Source organism: Desulfocicer vacuolatum DSM 3385 (assembly GCF_900176365.1).
GTDB lineage: Bacteria > Desulfobacterota > Desulfobacteria > Desulfobacterales > Desulfobacteraceae > Desulfocicer > Desulfocicer vacuolatum.
This window is the reverse complement of the sequence record NZ_FWXY01000029.1, coordinates 12,257-33,391: the sequence shown is the minus strand read 5'-3', so window position 1 is coordinate 33,391 and position 21,135 is coordinate 12,257. Positions and strand designations below refer to the sequence as shown.

Annotated in this window: 14 protein-coding genes; 9 read left to right on the top strand and 5 right to left on the bottom strand. The window is 46.1% G+C overall.

Annotation, left to right across the window (positions count from 1 at the left end; genetic code table 11):
* Positions 1-362: 362 nt before the first annotated feature.
* The 6 genes from B9A32_RS21960 to B9A32_RS21185 all read left to right on the top strand — a co-directional run bounded on the left by B9A32_RS21960 (position 363) and on the right by B9A32_RS21185 (position 8,891).
* A complete protein-coding gene (locus B9A32_RS21960; protein ID WP_212638014.1) occupies positions 363-569 on the top strand; it encodes a hypothetical protein in 207 nt (68 codons plus the stop codon).
* 122 nt (positions 570-691) lie between these two features.
* On the top strand, positions 692-1,789 hold the full coding sequence (locus B9A32_RS18605; protein WP_084071467.1) for a TRAP transporter substrate-binding protein: 1,098 nt from the start codon (positions 692-694) through the stop codon (positions 1,787-1,789).
* Positions 1,786-4,308, top strand: a complete 2,523-nt coding sequence (locus B9A32_RS18600; protein ID WP_084071466.1) for a hybrid sensor histidine kinase/response regulator — start codon at positions 1,786-1,788, stop codon at positions 4,306-4,308. The genes B9A32_RS18605 and B9A32_RS18600 overlap by 4 nt, the downstream gene beginning before the upstream one ends.
* A 357-nt stretch (positions 4,309-4,665) precedes the next feature.
* Positions 4,666-7,152: a cation:proton antiporter domain-containing protein gene (locus B9A32_RS18595; RefSeq protein ID WP_084071465.1), complete on the top strand. Its 2,487-nt coding sequence runs from the start codon at positions 4,666-4,668 to the stop codon at positions 7,150-7,152.
* A gap of 118 nt (positions 7,153-7,270) precedes the next feature.
* A complete protein-coding gene (locus tag B9A32_RS18590; RefSeq protein WP_084071464.1) occupies positions 7,271-8,773 on the top strand; it encodes a sodium-dependent transporter in 1,503 nt (500 codons plus the stop codon).
* Positions 8,774-8,789: 16 nt separating this feature from the next.
* Positions 8,790-8,891 carry a methionine/alanine import family NSS transporter small subunit gene (locus B9A32_RS21185; RefSeq protein ID WP_139795889.1) on the top strand — a complete coding sequence of 34 codons (102 nt, stop codon included), beginning with the start codon at positions 8,790-8,792 and terminating at the stop codon, positions 8,889-8,891.
* A gap of 70 nt (positions 8,892-8,961) precedes the next feature.
* Here the strand turns inward: B9A32_RS21185 and B9A32_RS18585 are convergent, their stop codons facing one another.
* From B9A32_RS18585 to B9A32_RS21955, 4 genes are all read right to left on the bottom strand, one after another.
* A complete protein-coding gene (locus B9A32_RS18585; RefSeq protein WP_084071463.1) occupies positions 8,962-9,918 on the bottom strand; it encodes a helix-turn-helix transcriptional regulator in 957 nt (318 codons plus the stop codon).
* Positions 9,919-10,192: 274 nt separating this feature from the next.
* Positions 10,193-11,542: an NADP-specific glutamate dehydrogenase gene (gene gdhA, locus B9A32_RS18580; protein ID WP_084071462.1), complete on the bottom strand. Its 1,350-nt coding sequence runs from the start codon at positions 11,540-11,542 to the stop codon at positions 10,193-10,195.
* A 338-nt stretch (positions 11,543-11,880) separates the two neighbouring features.
* Positions 11,881-14,868 (bottom strand): PEP/pyruvate-binding domain-containing protein, encoded by a 2,988-nt coding sequence (locus B9A32_RS18575; RefSeq protein ID WP_232367233.1) that lies wholly within the window; start codon positions 14,866-14,868, stop codon positions 11,881-11,883.
* Between the two features lie 240 nt (positions 14,869-15,108).
* Positions 15,109-15,291 carry a hypothetical protein gene (locus B9A32_RS21955; protein WP_212638013.1) on the bottom strand — a complete coding sequence of 61 codons (183 nt, stop codon included), beginning with the start codon at positions 15,289-15,291 and terminating at the stop codon, positions 15,109-15,111.
* 299 nt (positions 15,292-15,590) lie between these two features.
* Between B9A32_RS21955 and B9A32_RS18570 the strand changes: the two genes are divergently transcribed.
* From B9A32_RS18570 to B9A32_RS18560, 3 genes are all read left to right on the top strand, one after another.
* Positions 15,591-18,722, top strand: a complete 3,132-nt coding sequence (locus B9A32_RS18570) for an NAD-glutamate dehydrogenase domain-containing protein (protein WP_084071460.1) — start codon at positions 15,591-15,593, stop codon at positions 18,720-18,722.
* Between the two features lie 328 nt (positions 18,723-19,050).
* Positions 19,051-19,518: a tautomerase family protein gene (locus tag B9A32_RS18565; protein WP_084071459.1), complete on the top strand. Its 468-nt coding sequence runs from the start codon at positions 19,051-19,053 to the stop codon at positions 19,516-19,518.
* Between the two features lie 191 nt (positions 19,519-19,709).
* Positions 19,710-20,147 (top strand): cupin domain-containing protein, encoded by a 438-nt coding sequence (locus B9A32_RS18560; RefSeq protein WP_232367232.1) that lies wholly within the window; start codon positions 19,710-19,712, stop codon positions 20,145-20,147.
* Positions 20,148-20,161: 14 nt separating this feature from the next.
* Here the strand turns inward: B9A32_RS18560 and B9A32_RS18555 are convergent, their stop codons facing one another.
* On the bottom strand, positions 20,162-20,896 hold the full coding sequence (locus B9A32_RS18555) for a metallophosphoesterase family protein (protein WP_084071458.1): 735 nt from the start codon (positions 20,894-20,896) through the stop codon (positions 20,162-20,164).
* Positions 20,897-21,135 lie beyond the last annotated feature (239 nt).

The following is a 21,135-nucleotide window of genomic DNA, read 5'->3' as shown; positions in this document are numbered from 1 at the left end:
AGAGTATACCATGGAGGCAACAGAATCAAATTGATTTAAGGTGCCGGTTCGACTATTTTGTTCAACACCGGATAAATCTGGAGTTTAATCACTGTTTTGATAACTGTTTTATCTGATCCCCATGGGTTAATGCATAAAAAATTGTCTTCTTGAAAAAATATCCGTTAGCAACTATAATTTATTTGTTTTTTATTAACAATAAAACTTCCGGGCAACCTCAGCAGAGCCGCCCCCCCGATGGGCAATAGGAACCGGACAATTGAGCTGTCTACAGTTCCGGTCCGGGCCCATTGTCCATCGGGGGGGCGGCGGTATAATACCATGCTCTATATTTGTTGTGCCCACAGGAGATGCCCGTTTATATGAAATACTCCGCAAATCTGAGTAGCATTTCTATCTTTGTTGTGGGCAGAACGGTATCCCCGTGCCGGTTATACACTCAACTTTCGGTGTTCGCATTTCGTGGTGGTGTCAGGCTTTCGTTATTGACATTATCGAGGCTTTTTTCGTTGGCAAAGGCCTTGGTCGATAACATCAATAACAAAAGCCTGACCCCGTCGGCACACTGACCCCGTCGGTACATTTAAAAAAGCCGGCTTTGAAATGAAGCCCGAAAGTTGAGTTATATATAAAATTTCGGCTTTCTATCATGGCTTTCATCTGTTTTTAAAAAAGGAGATTCCCCTTTATAATGCGTTTTTCCATAAAACTGTCCAATGTATTATTTTGCTGGATCATCTTTACTGCTCTTGTTTTTCCAGGGCAACATGCAGCGGCAAAAGGCCCAAGAACCCTTGAAGTTCATTCTGTTTTTCCCAAAGGGCTTATTTTTTTAAATGAAAGTCTGCACCATCTGAGTACAGTTGTGGAGACCCTTTCCCAGGGGAAATTAAAACTTTATTTCCGTGGAGTCAATGAGGTGGTTTCCGGTGATGAACTTTTTCATGCCGTTAAAACCGGTAAAATTGATGCAGCCTGGTCATGGACGGGTTATAATTGCGATAAAATACCGGTGTGTGAACTGATTGCATCCATGCCCTTTGGTTTGAAGGCCGAATACAGCATGCTGTGGATGTGGAACGGGGGGGGATTGGAAATTCTCCAAAAAGGCTTTGATAATCACAATATCATTGTGATGCCCACCCACATTGTAATTTCCGAAGCCGCAGGATGGTACCAAAAAGAGATTAATACCATTGCGGATTTTAAGGGATTAAGGATACGCATTGCCGGAATTGGGGGAGAGGTATTATCCCATTTTGGGGCCATTCCCTCCATGATCCCTGTGGAAAAAATATTTAATGCCATTGCCAGCGGCCAGCTGGACGCCTTGGAATTCACCATACCCGATGTGGATCAAAGTTTTGGATTTGAAAAATTTGCCAGATACTACTATTTTCCGGGATGGCATCAGCCATCAAGCTGGAATGCCTTGATGATTAACAAAAAGATCTGGAACACCCTTTCTGAACACGAAAGAAACATTTTAACCTATGCTGCCCGGATTAACAGCAGCTGGTCCCTTGCCATGTCATATCAGCGCCAGATGTCAGCACTTGAGATGTTTAAATCCCAGGGGGTTGAGATTCGACGGTTTTCCGATGACATCCTCAACCAATTGCTCCAGGTTTCCCGAAAAAGTTTAAAAAAGAAATCTGCCGCCAATGCGTTGTTAAAACAAGCCCACCAGAGCCAGGTAAATTTCATGAAAACCGTGAAATGCTGGAACAATTTGCAGCAGGCACCTTCCCAGTTTGTGATGCCGGGTGACTGTGGTAATAAAAAATGAAATCCAAACGCCAAAATGATCCAGAAAAATTGTTTCGTGAAGAGCATTTCATCCTGCTGACAGGGGGGATTTTCCTTGCCCTTATCTGGATTTTTTCATTTTTATTCATATCAAGCTCATACAAGAATGAAATTAAAAGCACCCAAAAGCAGATTCAAAATTTATCCAGGGTCTTGGGTGGCTCACTGGACAGCTCTTTTGCCAATACAGAAAAGGTCATTAAAAGGCTCAGCAACAATTTTGCCAGAAACTGGAATCGCTACCTGTTTGAACGTTATCAGGCGGTAAATCGTCTTTCTGCAGCAGTAGAAGGTCTTCCCCAGCTGGAAAAAATTGTGGTGCTTGATAATATGGGCACTGTAATATTTACCAATTACACCTCAAGGCCTTTATCCAAAAAATATTCCCGGTTACCCTCCTTTCCACTGTCCGTTGGTCCGGATAAAAAGCAATTATTGTGTTTTGACATTTTACCCGGGCAAAAGCCAGACATGGATCAAGAAGGATGGATACGATATCCAATTGCCCTTCCGGGTGGAATGGTGGTGGGAAGCGTTGCAGCCCGGTTATCAGCACAACATTATAACACCGTTCTGGCCGGTGCCGGAAATACCCCCGGCATTGAAATTTTTTTACACACAGTGACAGGTCATCTGTTTGCCGGTGTGCGGAGAACATCCACCCCTGTTGTACCTGTTGATTCCAACGCGCTGACCATGGGGGAAGACTCTTTTGGGACCTTTCTAGCTTATTTGAAAAACAATGGAGACCGGGAAAAAATTTTCCACCAACGTGAAATATCCCCCACCTGTTTAAAGCTCACCGTGTGGATGCCGGTGGGCAGTGCCCTTAAGTGCTGGAAGGAAAATTTATTCCACCATGGAAGCATTTTTGTTCTTCTTAATTTATTGCTTTTCCTGGCATTTGGACGGCTATGGAGGGCCACGAAACAGCAACGCATGGACAAGCAGCGCCTTTTTTTAAGTGAAAAACGTTTTAGAGGTCTGTTTCACAACAGCATTGAGGGCATTGCCATCTACAAAGCCGTGGACAAGGGCAACGACTTTGTGTTCATAGATATTAATCCTGCGGGTGAAAAAATTTCATCTGTGTCTGTCCCGGAGGTTATGGGCCGGCGGATCACCGCTGTTTTTCCGGGGGTCCGGGAGATGGGACTGCTGGAGGCGCTGCAACGGGTGTATCGCACAGGCAATCATGAACTGCTGCCTGCCATGCATTATGAGGATGACACCAGATCCCAATGGATGAAAAATACCGTTTACAGTCTTTCACAAACTGAAGTTGTGGTCACTTTCACGGATGAAACAGAACTTCACCGTGTTGAAGCCCAACGCCACCGGCTGGAAAGTCAACTGCGACAATCCCAGCGCATGGAGGCGGTGGGGACCCTGGCCGGAGGGATTGCCCATGATTTTAACAATATCCTTTCCTCTGTCCTTGGTTATACTGAGCTTGCTCTTTATGACGTATCCCAAGGGGACGGCCCCATGGAGAACTATCTCACAGAGATACAAACCGCAGGCAATCGTGCCAGGGATCTGGTGCGACAGATTTTAACCTTTGCAAGGCAGACAGATGAAGATATAGGACCATTACGTCCGGCACGTGTTGTCAAAGAGGTGCTGAAATTGTTGCGGTCATCCGTTCCCACCACCATTGAAATTCGTCACACCGTTGACGATACAGCAATGATTCTGGCTGATTCCACCCAGATATACCAGGTGATCATGAATCTTTGCACCAATGCCACCCATGCCATGGATATCCGGGGAGGTGTTTTAACGGTGGAAGTAAGTCAACACCGGAAAGATGATATTGAAGAACTTAACGGTGTGCCCATTGACACGGACAACATTGTGAGGCTGATGGTGGGGGACACCGGTGTGGGAATGTCCCCGGATGTGCAGACCGCTGTTTTTGAACCCTATTTTACCACCAAAAAACCCGGAGAAGGTACGGGTCTGGGCCTTGCCGTTGTTCATGGTATTGTTAAGAAACACGGCGGGCATATTCATGTGGAAAGCAAGGAGAACGTCGGCTCCCGGTTTTATCTCTTTTTTCCTGAAAAAATTGAGGCTGTTCCGGAAAATCCAAGCCCGGCTTTTTCCATTCCGGGGGGGACGGAACGCATCCTGCTGGTGGATGATGAACCTGCTATTTTATCCGTGAACCGGGAATTGCTGATGAAAAGGGGCTACAGTGTCAAAACATCTCCCTGCCCGGACCAGGCCCTGGGCTTTTTTAAATCCGCCCCCCACTCCTTTGATCTTGTTATCACTGACATGACCATGCCCGGCATGACAGGGGATATTCTGGCCCGGAAAATGATTGAAATCCGGCAGGATATTCCCATTATACTGTGCACCGGATACAGTAATAAAATAACCCGGGAACGTGCACAGAAACTGGGTATTAAAGGCTTTGTCCATAAACCTGTGGGGAATTTGCGCCTGGCCCGGATTATTCGCACTGTTCTTGATGGCGACAGTCCTATATAATTATCATCTCAACTTTCGGTGTTCGCATTTCGTGGTGGGGTCAGGCTTTCGTTATTGACATTATCGAGGCTTTTTCCGTTGGCAAAGGCCTTGGTCGATAACATCAATAACAAAAGCCTGACCCCGTCGGCACACGGACCCCATCGGTACATTTGAAAATGCCGGCTTTGAAATGAAGCCTGAAAGTTGAGTTATCATTTTCACACAACTCCACAAATGGCTGAAAATAATGGAGGCAGTTAAATTATGTCTGCATGAGCGGCAGCAATTGTGCATGAAAGATCTGAAACTTGCTGAAATTTATTTGAAGAAAACCGTTTATAGTTATTATACGTTGTCACTGGTGTAGGATAATATATGGATATTCTGGTATTCACCGCCGGGTTCACATTGATAGCCCTGGCATCAAAACAAATGGGTACAACTTTTCAAAAAACCGGTCTTCCTTTGATCAGCATGTTTCTGCTCACCGGGGTTGTGGCCGGTCCATATGTATTGGGTATGATCTCAAAAGAGGCGGTTGCAAATCTTGGATTTGTGGATGAGATATCTTTGGGTTTCATTGCCTTTGCTGCAGGTGCGGAACTCTATTTAAAAGAGCTGAAAAGCAAATTGCAAACCATTGCATGGATTACGGTGGGGCTTGTAATCTTTACATTTACCCTTAGCTCCATCACCTTTTATCTGATTTCAGCCCATATCCCTTTTATGACCACAATGCCGCCGGTGGCAAAGGCCGCTGTGGCTATCCTGGCAGGGGCTATCCTTGTGGCCCGTTCTCCATCGTCTGCCATTGCCATTGTGAATGAACTTCGCGCCAAAGGTCCATTCACCCAGACGGCCCTTGGCGTCACTGTTATCATGGATGTGGTGGTCATTGTGCTTTTTTCTGCCAATTCTTCCATTGCAGATGCTCTGCTCACAGGTGTTCGGGTTAATCTTGGTTTTGTCCTTCTTCTTGTGTTTGAAATTGGTGGTTCACTGATTTTTGGCTTTGGGGTGTCCAAAATACTTTTAAGAATAATACGCCTGCCGGTTCCGCCCCTTTTAAAAACAATTTTTATTCTGGCAACGGGTTACTTTGTCTTTGCCTTATCCGCAGGCATCCGGCACTATACCCATAATCGATTTGTTGTGGAATTTCTTTTTGAACCGCTGTTAATCTGTATGGTGGCCGGTTTCTTAGTGTCCAATACCTCTCGGTTCAGGGACGAGTTTCTAAAAATTTTAAATGACATCGGCCCTGTTATTTATACCGCTTTTTTTACCCTCACCGGGGCCTCTCTATCCCTGGATGTGCTGGCAGCCACATGGCAGGTGGCCGTTGTCCTTTTTCTGGTGCGGATAACAGCTGTGTTTTTTGGTTCTTTTGTCGGGGGCAGCCTTGCCGGAAATCCGGCCAGGGTCAATTCGATGAGCTGGATGGCTTATATTACCCAGGCAGGTGTGGGGCTGGGGCTTGCAAAGGATGTTGTGGTGGCGTTTCCTGCCTTTGGCACTCCCTTTGCCACCATCATCATCTCGGTGATTATTTTAAATCAGCTTGTGGGGCCTCCTCTATTCAAGCTTGCCATTAAACTGATGAAAGAAGATCATCCAAAGTCTGAAGGCAATCCCTTTGGCGGGGCAAAAAAAACAATCATATTTGGCGTGGACGGCCAGGCATCGGCCCTGGCCCTCTCCCTCATGTCCCAGGAGTGGGAAGTGACTCTGGCCATGAATGGACAGGCTGTTCCGGCGGAAAATTTTCAGGAGATGGAAGTTGTGCATTTTTCACGGATCTCCCGGGATGAACTGGAACGGATTCAATGCCACAAGGCCGGGGCCATCGTCACCATGCTTTCCGATGAACAGAATTATAAAATATGTGAAATCGCCTATGAAAACTTTGGCAGTCAGACCTTGATTGCAAGGATAAATGATCGCTTTAATACCGCCAGGTTCCAGACATTAGGGGTTCTTATCGTGGACCCGTCCACGGCAATTGTGGGGCTTCTGGATCACTTTGTCCGATCCCCGGCTGCAGCATCCCTTCTCATGGGGATGCACAAAGAAAGAAATGTCGTGGATCTGAGAATTCAAAATCCGGATTTGTCCGGCCTTGCTTTAAGGGATTTTCGTCTTCCCTTTGATCTGATTATCATGTCCGTCCGGAGAAGGGGAGTCCTGTTTGTGCCCCACGGGTTTACACGGCTGGAGGCAGGGGATCTGGTAACTGTTCTGGGTTCAAAAAAATCCATAGCAGAGCTGGCATTAAGATTTGGTGTCAACCGGAAAGAAGCCATGCTTCAGATGGTTAAAAAAGCCACTGCAAGGGAACTTCAAGATGAAATTCCGGTCCATAATGAGGTCAGAAAACTGATTAATGTGACAAGCCCGCCAGACCGGTTTGATGTTCTTGTGGCCAAAAGCCAGGTCATTGATTTGAAAAAACAGATGGACAAACATGCCTTTTTTAAACTGGCAGCCAAAGCCATGTCTGCTCCCCTGGAAGTGCCTGATGGTGAACTTTTCCACTTGCTCTGCAAACGGGAGGATGAGATGACCACGGTTCTTTCCCCCGGGCTTGCTGTGCCCCATGTGATCATAGAGGGGCAAGACAAATTTTCTGTTCTCCTGGTGCGGTGCAAAAAGGGTATTGAATTTTCATCTTCCCAGCCCCTTGTCTATGCTGCCTTTGTCCTCATTGGATCAAGGGACCAAAGAAATTTTCATCTCCAGGCACTTTCGGCCATTGCCAGGATAGTAATGGAGCCCGGGTTTGAAAAAAAATGGATGCGTGCAAAAGATAAACACGCTTTAAAACAGATGATTCTCAGTGCAGACAGACAAAGAAATGTGTAAAAAAAAGACCTCCTGGATGCTTCCTCAAAGAAAGTGGGATTAAGTTTTGACTTCCACAAAAGAATCCTATACAAAGGACTGTTTTGCTAAGATATATATGAAAACAGGAGGTGTATAGATGCAAAAACGAGAACAATGGGGAACACGGGCAGGTTTTGTGCTGGCAGCCATCGGCTCTGCCATCGGCCTTGGTAATATCTGGCGGTTTCCCTATGTGGCCTATGAAAACGGAGGGGGGGCTTTTTTCGTCCCCTATCTTTTTGCAATGATTACCGCAGGCATTCCATTTCTGATTCTGGAATTTGGAGCGGGGCATAAATATCGGGGATCTGCTCCCCAGATTTTTGCCAAATTGTCTAAGAAGTGGGAGTGGGTGGGATGGTGGCAGGTGCTTGTCTCTTTTATTATCTCCATCTACTATGTGGCCGTGGTGGGATGGTCCATTTCCTATTTTTTTCTTGCCTTTAATCAAGGCTGGGGTGCTGAAACAGGTGATTTCTTTTTTAAAGAATTTTTGGCTCTCTCCGACGGCCCCCTTGATGTGGGGGGGATTCGGTGGTCCATATTTGCATCTGTTGTTGCAGCCTGGAGCATCTGTTGGGTTGTGCTCTTCAAAGGTGTTAAAAAAGGGATTGAAATCGCCAGTAAGATATTCATGCCCCTTTTGTTTGTAATGGTCATTATCATTACGGTGAGGGCTGTTACCCTGCCGGGTTCCCTTGAGGGACTCAACTGGATGTTTAAACCCGATTTTAAAGCCCTTCTTGATATTGATGTCTGGATAGCCGCCTATGGTCAGCTCTTTTATTCTTTGAGCATTGGGTTTGCCATTATGCTTACCTATTCAAGTTATCTTCCCAAGGATTCAGATATTAACAATAACGCTTTTATAACAGCCTTTGCAAACTGCGGGTTCAGCATTATTTCCGGTATATTGGTCTTTTCCGTTCTTGGGAATATGGCGTTGAACCAGGGCGTTGGGGTTGATAAGGTGGTTAAATCCGGTGTGGGGCTTGCATTTGTAACCATTCCCAAGGCCATCAATTATCTGCCGAATCCGGCGTTTTTCGGAACACTTTTTTTCATGGCCCTGATCTTTGCAGGCCTGAGTTCCCATATTTCCATCTGTGAGACCTGCGTGGCATCCCTCATGGGTAAATTTGATCTGAACAGAAAAAAAGCTGTGACAATTTATTGCATGGTCGGTCTTTTTACAGGAACAATTTTTGCCACCAACAGCGGTCTTTATATCCTTGATATTGTGGATCACTTTATCAACAATTTTGGTGTTCTTGCGGCGGGTCTTGTGGAGATAATCTTCTTGTCCTGGATCTGCAACCTTGAGGTTTTCCGGGAGCACATCAATAAAACCTCGGATTTTGCCGTGGGTAATTGGTGGGTATTTTGTCTGAAGTTTATTACGCCCCTGGTTCTGGGTTACATGAGTATTGCCAACCTGATTGGAGATATCCGTAACGGGTATGAGGGCTATCCTGGAGATGCCCTGTTTTATTTTGGATGGTTCCTTGTGGTTATGGTAGCCGTGATCGGGTTTGTTCTTCAGACAACCAGTTTAACAGGTGCCGGCACACCGGGTCGATCTGCCCATTCAAACCGTTAATCAAAGGAAAATTAATATGGAAACATCCGCTGTTATAATGATGCTGTTCGGGCTGGTTATTACCTGGGGCGGGGCAGCTGTCTGCATATCCATTGCCTTGAAAAGAAAGAATTTTTAATTTTACGACAGAGGAGGTGTAACGCCTCCTCTGTTTTTCTATATTTGTTGTATCCGGCAGAACATGCCCGTTATTTCAGTGTGGAAAGATAGCTGGCAAGGTTAATCTTTTGATTTATAATCCCCAGTTTTTTACGGATATAGTTCCGGTAGGTTTCAACACTTCTGTGGGAGATATTAAGAATTCTGGCAATCTCCTTGGAACTGAGGCCGGAGCGTATCATATTACAGATTTCGTTTTCCCGGGGGGTGAGTTTGGGCATATTGCGGGCCATTTTGCTTCCAAAGGCAGAGGTTAACTGCTTCAGTGTATCCTCAAGCAGGTTAAGATAACCAATGTCAATCTGGGAACCGCTGTTTTTCAATTTATCCACAAGGGGAAGGAGAAATTGATCCACATTCTCCATGACCCTTTCTTCCAGATTCTTTTTTTCCGTGATAACCTGATTCATGATCTCCCGGAGGGCGATGTTTTTTTCCTTAAGGAGCTGATTCTGGTTTTTCAGCTGCTGTTCACTTTCAAACAGCGCTTTTTCAGCCTGTTTTTGCTCGCTTGTGCGTCCCAAACGTTCGGCAATGGCATTGATAAGCGAGCGTTCTTCCTTTAAAAAAGGCCCTTCATGGCTGTCCGGGGTTTTTTCCAGATAACACACACTGATGACACCAATGACATCCCGGTAGGCAATAATATCTGCGGACTGCTTCCAGCAGGTGTCCTGATAATTATCTGTCTGGTAGGTTTTTCCATGGATAATACATCGGGCACAGGTGATGTCCGGGTATTGCCAGGAGCAGGGAATAAGCCTTATGACTTCCTGATAAATCTCTTCCAGAGAGATGTCATCCTTTTCAACAATTTTTGAAATGCCGTACAGGCAATTGATCTCCTTGATTCTTTCGTTCAGTTCATGGGCCTGGCGCATGAATTGGCTTTCGGGGCAGTCGTCCATGTCCAGAATTCCAGGAACGTGTTGAACAGGTCCGGATACACCATCCAGGGGGGGCTGATGTTTCTTTGTTTTTTTCATTATTCTTATTCCAAAGACTTCCCATTGCCGGGTAATATTCGTTTTATATCACCTTTTTTTGATGATACCCGAAGGTTGCACTGCAAACGAACTCAGATTTAATGTCAGTTTGGAAAGGTAGCATAACCAATTTGAATCTGCCATACAAAAACACCCCCGATGTTCCCGTTCCGGTTGGGGCAGGGCAGGGCAAGTGATCGGGGGCGGCATAATATTGTTTTTAAATTTGTTGCGGGCAGACCAGGCTCACGGTGTATCGGTCTGCCCTTGGTAATTATACCAGACCCTGGTCCATCATGGCATTGACGACTTTTACAAAACCGGCAATGTTGGCACCGGCAACATAGTTTCCGGGCTGGCCATATTTTTCCGAAGCATCGGTACAGGATTGATGGATACTTTTCATGATTCCCTTGAGACGGGCATCCACTTCTTCCCTGGGCCAGTTAAGGCGCATGCCGTTCTGGGACATTTCCAGGCCGGAAACAGCAACACCACCGGCATTGGCAGCTTTACCCGGTCCATAGAGAATTTTGTTGTCCAGAAAGATATCAACGGCATCGGGCATGGAGGGCATATTGGCACCCTCTGCCACCAGAGTTACTCCGTTGCGGATGAGATTTTCGGCATCCTTGGCATTTATTTCGTTCTGGGTGGCACTGGGAAATGCACAGTCGGCCTTGTGATCCCACAGGGGATTCATATCCATGGAGGCATCCCTTGGGGTATAAACGGCTTCCGGGTATTTTTCGATGTACTCTTTAATGCGTCCACGTCGAACATTTTTAAGGTGCATTACAAAGTTCAGTTTATCCCTGTCAATGCCCTGTTCGTCATAGATATATCCTTCAGAATCTGACAGCGTAACAGCTTTTCCACCCAGGTCCAGAATTTTTTCCACTGTGTACTGGGCCACGTTTCCTGAACCTGACACCAGACAGGTTTTTCCTTCCAGGGTCTGTTCCCGGGTGTTGAGCATCTCTGCTGCAAAGTAAACACAACCGTATCCGGTTGCTTCGGGTCGGATAAGGCTGCCGCCCCAGGCAAGGCTTTTTCCGGTGAGAACACCGGTAAACTCATTGCTCAGTTTCTTATACATGCCAAACATAAAACCGATTTCCCTGGCACCCACTCCGATATCTCCTGCCGGAACATCGGTGTTGGGGCCGATGTGACGAAAGAGTTCAGACATGAAACTTTGACAAAAACGCATCACTTCATTATCGGATTTTCCTTTGGGATCAAAGTCAGATCCACCCTTTCCACCGCCCATGGGCAATGTGGTCAAGGCATTTTTAAAGACCTGCTCAAAGGCCAGAAACTTTAAGATACTTAAGTTCACAGAAGGGTGAAAACGAAGTCCGCCCTTGTAAGGGCCGATGGCACTGTTCATCTCAATTCTGAACCCACGGTTTACATGGACTTGACCGGCATCATCCATCCATGGAACCCGGAACATTAATACCCGTTCCGGTTCCACCATTCGTTCCATGATTTTAAGCTGACGGTATTCAGGGTTACGGTCAAGAACAGGTCCAATGGTTTCCATAACCTCAATAACTGCCTGGTGAAATTCTTTCTCGTTGGGGTCTTTTTCCATAATCGTGGTTAAAACTTCTGACATTTGGTGTCTCCTAATAATGTTGAATAACTGTCATGGGCAGGCTTGTTAGATTCTGCATGGCCTGTCCACAACAAAAAAATGAAAGTCAATGTTTGATTTTGACAAATACTTTCATATAACTGCCACGGGCAGACCTTGTTTTACGTCTGGGCCAGCCCATGAAAAATTTTTATAAACCGCCACGGGCGGACCTTATTCTGACCTCGGTCTGCCCACAACAAAAATAGAAATTTTCCACAAATTTGCGGAGTATTTCATAAAAATCCTATTGGTTTACCGGGATTTTTCTCAAGTGAAACATGGCCGGGGTATCATCAAAGGATGGTTTGTTGGATGTGTCATTTGCTGATCATGACGCATGTGGATTTTTTTCCGTTCATTTTAATAAGTATGGGTTCTGATAATCTTATATGCCGCAGGTATTTGGTTTCACACACAGCCTCACAGGCATCAAGCCAATCCCAGTTTATGAAATCCTTATTGGATTTTTGGGAGCCCCTGGTCAGTTCATTCACCGTGATATAGGGAATGCCAAGGGATGTGATGTTATGAAAAAAATGAGATCCTTGTGAAGGGTCTGCATTAAGCTGTTCGTTTCTCAGTTCAATGACAGCTCCGATACCGGAAATGGCATGCCATTTCACTGGAATGCCCAGCCATGGGTCAGAGCCGCCCCAGCGTCCCGGGCCAATGAGAAGATAACGGCGATCCGCCTCCACCAGTCCTGCATTGATTCGGGAAATCTCCTCGGCGATGTCAGGGGTTTTGGACACAGAAAACGCCTGGGGGGTGACATAAACGATGTCTGTGATATTTTCCAGAATGCCATTGCCAAGGGCCGTGGACGAGTAGCAAAACGCCGCATCCATATCTTCTTGGGTGATGCTGATTGTCTGGTGTGTATTGTGATCGGCCATGGGGCGTATTTGCAGAAAATAAAAGTCACTGGGACGTTGGTCCGGATAAAGATTGACGGAAAATTCAATTTCAACAGGTCCGCCAAACACTTTGCCGCCAAGTTCAAGAAGGTCGCACAACAGTGGAGAAAGCGGCGGGGTGTTGTATTTCAGGATATGGGCAAAGGTCAGCATCTTAGGGCCTTCAACCCCCCAGGTGTCACGGATGCGGTTTTCTTCGGGAACATAGGTGCTGGACATGGCCTGAACCGGATAATCATCCAGGGCCAGATCCAGACTGCGTTTTTCAAGATTTGAATAACGTCCAAAATGGAGTTTGTCGCTGTAATCGTTTGTTTTTAGAGCATAAAAAGTTGTCTGTGCATTTTTTAAAATATCATCAACCAATGAAAATTGCGGCAGTATCTGCGGGTTGCCGGGTGAAAATCGCAGGCTCTTTTCTCCATCCACCACTGTTTTGCCAAGGCCCAGGGCGATGTGGGCAATGCCGTCTTCCGCCTTCATGTTGGCAAAGGGATAGTAATTAACAGATTGGGCCACCCCGGACACGCTGGGGTAAAAATAGTCTCCATGGTGTTGCCCTGCAAGGGCCTGGACAATCACCGCCATGGAATCATGAAACGGATGGCTGGAGGTGCTCCGGTGGAATGCCTTGGCATCATCGTAGTAGGTGGAGGCAAACACAAGTTTGACGGCGTTGGCCAGGTGGAGGATGCGCATGGACAGATCCGGATGATTATTGGGGATCTTATAGGTCTTATAAAGACCTGCATAGGGCTGAAAGTGGGCATCTTCCAATTGGCTGGATGAGCGCACCGCCAGGGGGACTTTTACCTGGGATAAAAATGCCTTTAGCTGTCTGATTAGCCATGGGGGCAATTCTGCACGGAGAAAAACTTCCACCACTTCTTCCACTGGATGTTTTTGGTTCTCAAAATTTTCCAGCTTGTTCTGGGTGATGAAAGCCTCAAAAACATCTGTACACAAAACCAGGGTTTTGGGGATCTGGATCGTGAATTTCGGATGTTTTTTATGGAGCTCATTTTCCCGGGCCAGAAGCCCTGACATGAACGCCAGACCCCGGCCTTTCCCCCCCAGGGAGCCCTGGCCGATTTTTACAAACTCCTTGATATCGGAATCAAAATAATTTTCGTTAAAGGTGGACACCATGCCCTTGTGTTGGAATTTTCTCAATTCATGGATGTTGCTCATGACAAATTCCCTGAGTTCATCCGGGCTGCTGAAATCCTCACTTGTGCAGGCCCTGAACTTCAAGGCAAGATCAATTTCCGAACGGGCCATGAGCCAGGAGGAAAAATGATCCCGGTCTGCATGGTAAATGAGGGATTCATCCGGAATGGTGGGCAATTTTGCTTCCAGCTGCATCAAGTTGGTTGCAATGTCTATGTTTCGGCCGTTGGGCATGCAGAAAACAAAATTGCCAAATCCCAGATGATTGAGGAAAAACATCCGGGTGGCATGGAGCAGATTGGGGTGATTCTTGTCCAGAAACAGGGCTGGAATTGTATCTGCTTTTTTACAGTTTTCCTTTTCTGAGCTCATAAGGAGCAGGGGAATCCCCCGGGTTTCGCTGCGGATGGTGGAAAACAGCTTGATACCGGCTTCTGCATCAAGTTTGCCCTTTCTGGGAAAACGGGTATCTGAGATGACGCACAGCAGAAACTTTTTATATCGCTTGTATAACGCCATGGCCTGTTCATAGTTTTTTGCCAGGAGTAATTTGGGCCTTGCACGCATGGTTAAAAGTTTCATGCTGTCGTTTAAATCCGTTGCCAGGAGGGCCTGGGTCTGGGTAACGATTTCTTTGTAAATAATGGGCAGCATAAAGGAGTAATATTCCGGGCAATCCTCCACCAGTATCACCACCCTTACATTGGCACGCCGGGTATCGTTGTCCACATTGATGTGGTCTTCAGCGTTTTTGATCAAAGTGATGAGAAGGTCGGAGTTGCCTGACCAGATAAAAATGGTGTCAATACCGCTGTTGTAATGGGAATCATGGCCTGCAGGAAGTGCTCTGATGCTTGGAGAAAGGAGAATAACCCTTAAGTCCGGCTGAATAAGTTTGATTTCCCGTCCCAGGGAAAAAACATCGGTTTCCTTAAGGTGAGGTACGATGAGAACCATATCAAACCGTTTTTGCTTCAAAAGATCAAGGGCTTCCTCTGCTGAAGAAGCGCCGGTGATCACCGGGGGATATCGCAGATTCAGTCCGCTGTACTCGTTGATGATTTTGGATGTAAGACTGCCGTCTTCCTCCATGTTGAACATATTGTAAGGGCTTGAAATTAAAAGGATTTCCTTTACTTCGTAGGCCATAATATCCCGATATGTGTCGGGATGGGCATGAAATTTATTGCCAAAATTTTTGTTTTTTTCGTTCATCATCAATGGTGCCTCAGCCGGAAAGTTAGATCCCCCTTTAGATGTCTCATCCACAGAAGATCAAGTCATGCTTCCCATGTGTACCGGGGTAATAATACATGAAAAATTCACGCATTAAAGCTTGATATGACTATCTGATATTAAACTTTTAAGCAACACGATAAAATCATATGTATAATGCGGTATTTTTTTACGTAATGTTCATATGTGTTAGTGACTGTAACAAGGTTAACTTGCTGGAATTTAAACGATTATAGATATGTTGGGAAATGTGGGCGTGGGACAGAAAACGCTTGAAAAACAAGGGGCGTGGGACACACCCAATATTCCATCAGGGCACCAAACTGCCACGGGCAGACCGTATTCCGGCCTCGGCCTGCCCACAACAAAGCTTGAAATACACCCCTGATTTGCGGAGTATTTCATATAAAAAAAATCCGTTATGTGTCGAATTAACACGATAAAATTGCATTTATAATGCGGTATTGTTTTACGTGTTATGGAGTGGGGACGGTATGTGTAAGAAACATAACTGTTTGTAATGTAAGCCTATAAAAGGATTTGTGCTATCCTAAATGATATGTCTGTTAAAACAACCTGAAAATGATTGAGAAAAACTGGGGATTCCTTTCCCGGCCCCGGCCGGGTAGTATAAAAGCCATAAAACGCTTACATAAATGTCTGAAAACAGTTATTTCCCCCGCTTAGTTCCTTAAGGAGGTTACATGGCTAACTATTTAGAACCATACGCATTGGTGGCAAAGGATGTGGATATTATTAATACGGCCCAATGTGTCAACCTCGATCCCAAAGTATTGTGCGAGGCCGTCATGGGCTTGTCTTCCCAGGGACTGCTCACATCTAAATGTATTAACATGGCTGCCGATATTCTGCTGGAGGACCTGGGGCTTCCCAATTACTTTTTCCAGAATATCGGAACAGAATCCCTGAAACATCTGCTGGAATCCATTGCCGCCAGCATCACGGTGGAGGATGGTAAAGTGAAACTTTACGGCCGGGTTGCCCATGTGGATTTCGGCCTGGATCAGGGCAGTCATTTCCAGCGGGTCCGCATTGCCACCCGGGAGACCCGGGACGGCATGGAAAAACTTCTGGAAGATCTTATTTCCGGCCACCGCAGAGAATACTATTACAGCCCGGAAAATAATTATTACACTTACATTGTTCGTCCGGAAACTGTGCAGGATTTTTCCGGGGATGACTTTGTTGTCTCCAGATTTTTGTTTTCCCTGTCCGGGGACTACACCTCCACCCCGCAGTCCACCCGCAAACGTTATGAATTGTTTTTAAATGATTGTCAAAAATCTGTTACCCCCCTGATTGAGGTCTTTCATCTTCCAGAAACAGATGAAACCCGTTTGATGTTTAACAGTGATTTTGCCTGTCCCCAGCTGCCCGCCCTGCGCAAATTAATGAAATCCCACGGTTTTGAGCTGATGCGGGCCTACTGGGAGCCATACTGGACCCAATCCTCTGTTCCTTCTTCCATCTGTTCGCTTTATATCCGGGGAGAACTGCCCCAATCAAAAGAGGGCCCACTGCGGGCCGACCTTGGAGCATTTCTCTGCTTTGGTCTCAACAGCATGGAAAATTTGTACATCACAGAAACCCTTACCTTTAAGGAGATGCTTTTTGCCAGCAATGCTGTGGATTTTACCCATCTGTTCATTTTTAAGGAGCGGGAAAATGCAACGGACAGAGAGATCATGGAAAGCCTCACCGGTATGGATCACAAAGATGCCTTTGCATCACGCATACAAAGTTATAATAAATCCACCTACGGTTCAGAGCTGATACTGGAAACGGCAAAAGCCCATCCGGATTTGATAAAATGCCTTTACAGCCTGTTTGAGCAGCGGTTTGATCCTGCTCTTAACACAAGGCTGAACAATGATGCCCTCATTGAAAAGTACCATGCATTTAATAAATTGATCGCCAGCCGATTCATGGATTTCAGCCTTGGATATGATATTTTTAATTTTATGTTCAAGATGGTGGACTGCACCCTGAAAACCAATTTTTACAAGCCGGAAAAACGATCCTTTGCCTTTCGTTTTGATAACCGGATCCTTGATCCCATTGTTTTCAGTCAATTTGTATACGGCATTTTTTATGTTAACGGACATTATGCCTGCGGCACCCATCTCAGGGCCGGTGATATTGCCCGGGGGGGCCTTCGATTGATCCGTGTGTCAGCTTCCAATTATGACACAGAACTTGATAATGCCGTGCTTTTGAACTATGCACTTGGCCCCAAGACCCAGCGTCTCAAGCATAAAGATATCTGCGAAAGCGGTTCAAAGGGGGTGGTGGTACCCCATTCTCTGTATGCAGACTACAGCGAGGATGCCCTTTCCGATTACAGTGAAGGGATCATGGATTTGATGTTGGAAGACCCTTTTATCATTGATTATCTGGGAAAGCCTGAAATGGTCTTTTTTGACCCAGATGAAGGAACCGCGCCCCTGATGGATGCGGTGTCATTCAGGGCCAGGGACAGGGGGTATAAATACTGGAGAACCATCACCACCGGTAAGACCTTTGGCATTCCCCACGGCACCTACGGCATGCTGGATAATAAGGACCTTTTTGGGCTATACAACCGTGATGACAAAGGGGTTGAGCTCCGGATCAACGGTAAATCCGTGGCAACCACCCTGGACATGGATATCATTTTTGATGCCATTGGAGATCGCATTGAAACAAGTGGCATGACCACCTCCGGCATCATGAGTTCATTCAGGGCATTGATTCGTCACTCAGGGGCTGAGGAACAGGATTTGAACCTCATGATGACCGGCGGACCTGACGGGGATCTGGGGGCCAATGTCATCCAATGCTACAAAGGCAATATCTGTCTGGTTATTGACGGAGGCTCTGTATTGTTTGATCCCCAGGGGCTGGACAAGCGTGAATTGATAAAAATAGCCTTTATGCGTCACACCTCCCCCCGGGCCAATTCCCTTGCCTATCCTCTCCATAAACTCAGCGCCCAGGGGTTCAGGGTTCCCCTTTCCGCCAGAAACATCACCCTGCCCGATGGCACCTTTGTGGAAGAAGGCAAGCTGTTCCACAGAAATTTTCTGCATGACCCGGTGAGCCGTAAGGCCGTCAGCCGGGCAAATATCAGAGCTTTTATCCCCTGCGGCGGTTTTAAAGATACTGTCAACCACGGCAATGTGAAACAATTTGTTTCTTTGTTTAAGGATCTTGAGTTTGTTGTGGAAGGGGCAAACGTATTTTTTGACGATGCTTCCAGGCGATATATCGCCGCCCACACCGCCATTCGTCAAATCAAAGATTCAACAGCCAATAAGGGAGGGGTTTTTTCAAGCTCCATTGCCGAAGTGCTTACAGCATTTCTCTTTGGCGACGAATACGAAGAAAAACTTCTCAACGACACCGCCACCCGATGGGCATTGATCAGGGATATCATGCTTCTGGTGGACGAGTACGGCACAGAAGAGACCGTGATGCTCATCAGGCTCCATGAGGCAGACCGCTCTGTGCCCTTGTTTGTTTTGTCCGAACAGACCAGCGAACAGATTTTTGCCTTTCAGGCCATTCTTTATGAACGTATTTCTGAACTTACAAGTAATGACAGGCTGGTGTGGGGGGTGTTGGAACATTATATCCCCAACATTCTGATTAAACGTCTGGGTAAGAAAAAGATTCTGGAAATTTTGAATACAGAAGAATTAAGGTCCTATAGAGATGCCATCCTTACCAAAAAAACGGCATCTTTGGCCTTTTATAAATTCGGTATCCAGTGGGAGGCTTTTCTTGCTGACATTGATGCTCGGTTTGAGGTGGCTTTAAACAGCGTTGTTGACTGATTTTTCAATTAAGATTAATAAAGGTGGGGGAAAGTCAATGATCCCCGGGTTAAAGAATCAGGGAGTTCATTGCCACAAATTTTATGACTCAACTTTCGGTGTTCGCATTTCGTGGTGGGGTCAGGCTTTCGTTATTGACATTATCGAGGCTTTTTTCGTTGGTAAAGGCCTTGGTCGATAACATCAATAACAAAAGCCTGACCCCGTCGGTACATTTAAAAATGCCGGCTTTGAAATGAAGCCCGAAAGTTGAGTTCTATGAATAGATGGCCCCGGAGCAACGGGGCGTTGTCAATACACAGAAACCGATTAAGGATTAAATTATTTTATGCCACACATTGTCGTAAAGCTGTATGCCGGAAGATCTGAGCAGCAGAAAAAAGAGTTGACCGAAAAGATTGTAAAAAATATTGTTGATGTTACACAATGCAAAGAGGCTGCGGTGTCCGTGGCCATTGAAGAGTTTGAACCCCATGATTGGACAGAAAAAGTTTATAAACCGGATATCCTTGACAAGGCTGAAACATTGTACAGAAAGCCGGGATATGATCCTTTTTCCCAGACATCGGAGGATAAAGAACAGGATAAAAAACCCAGTCTGATGGATTATGTCAGATCCTCGGCAGAGCTGGCAGCCAAGGAAGATACCAGCGGTGATTTTAATCCCATGTCATGGCTGGACCTTGAGCTGGAAGATAATCCCCACTCTTTTGATCCTTTTTTTGATACGCCGTGGCATGAATTGTCCGATCAGGAAAAAGGGGAGAGAATGATGGCCATAAGGCGTGTGTTGTAAATCAACTGCTCCTTCTGAAGGGCCTGAATATAAGATGGCACACTATTCAAGATATATGATTGTGCTTGTTGCAAGCGCCTGTCATAATATTTTTTATTGTGCATTGTTAAATTTTTTTCACAATGTGGCAGACATTATGATCAAATGCTTCCTGAAATCAAGGGGGGCCGTAATTCAAAGGGATGTATGAAATGATGAAAAAAATATCTTATACAATTATGCTGCTGGTTCTTGCATTCACCACTGCTTCATGGGCCCATGACAGTTCTGGGGGGGTAACTGTGGATGTGCTGGCAAAAACAACCACCAGCTGGAACGGTGCTGCCTTGCCCGGGTACAATCCGGGAACCCCTGAGGTGACAATTTTAAGGATTGTGATTCCTGCTAAAACTAAATTGCCCCTGCATCAGCATCTGGTGATCAATGCCGGTGTATTGATCAAGGGAGAGCTCACAGTGGTCACCCAGGATAAAAAGACATTACACCTGAATGCCGGAGACCCCATTGTGGAGGTGGTGGATACCTGGCATTACGGCAGAAACGACGGCGAAGGCCCTGCTGAAATCATTGTGTTTTACGCCGGTATAAAGGGGGTTCCCATTACAGTTAAAGCCCCTGTTGCAAAATGAATCATGTCTTTTTGTTATTCCCCTTTTAAAAGGCGGGTGGCCAGATAATGGGGAAGACCGGCATCCATGATTTTCCGGGCTGCCTTATCGTGGTCATAGGGCACCCTGTGGAATTCGATGAGCTGTGCCTTTGCGTCATAAATCAGATATGATGCCCGGGGATCTCCGTCCCTGGGTTGGCCAATGCTGCCGCAGTTGAAAATTTGCCTTTTTTGGGTGGCTGCGGGAAGCACGCTGTTGTTTTTGGGGTTTTTGATATAAACGCAGAAAAAATTCTTCCGGGTAATGGCTGACGGGGCATGGGTATGGCCGGTAAATATGATTTTAGCCCGGCTCCTGGCAAAGGTTTTTGAAATAACTTTTCTTTTTGTGATGTAGGCCCAGGTAAGGGGATTGTAGGGGGTGGCATGGCAAAAGGTCAGGTTGCCCTGCTTGATCACGGTGTCCATTTTCTTTAAAAAAATGATATTGTTGCCGGAGAGCCGTTGCCGGGTCCATGCCATGGATTTATCTGCCCGGGTGTTCATATTACTTGTATTGCCCGTTGCAGCATTGTCGTGGTTGCCCTTGATAAAGCTGATGCCGGGAAGACTCTGCACCAGGTCAATGCACCGGTTGGGATTGGCCCCATACCCCACAAGATCCCCCAGACAGACATACCGGTCAATGCCTTGACGGGCCGCATGTTCCATGAATGCCCGGAGGGCTTCCTGGTTGGAATGAATATCTGAAAAAACAGCAATTCGCATGACCAGCCATTCCTTTAATTGAAAAAATTTTGGGGCAGAGCCAAGTCTTGGTGTTGAAAAGTAGGATCACCAGGGGCGCTGGGTATTTTTTTTATAAATAACGGGCATGTCCTAACGCTACAGCGACATTATTCATAATAATACAGTGGAAATCAATTATCAAAGAAAATGTGGATTTTCTTGTCTCGTCAAGCCTTCATCATAAATTGGTGAACCAACTGGGCATGTCAGGTATTAAA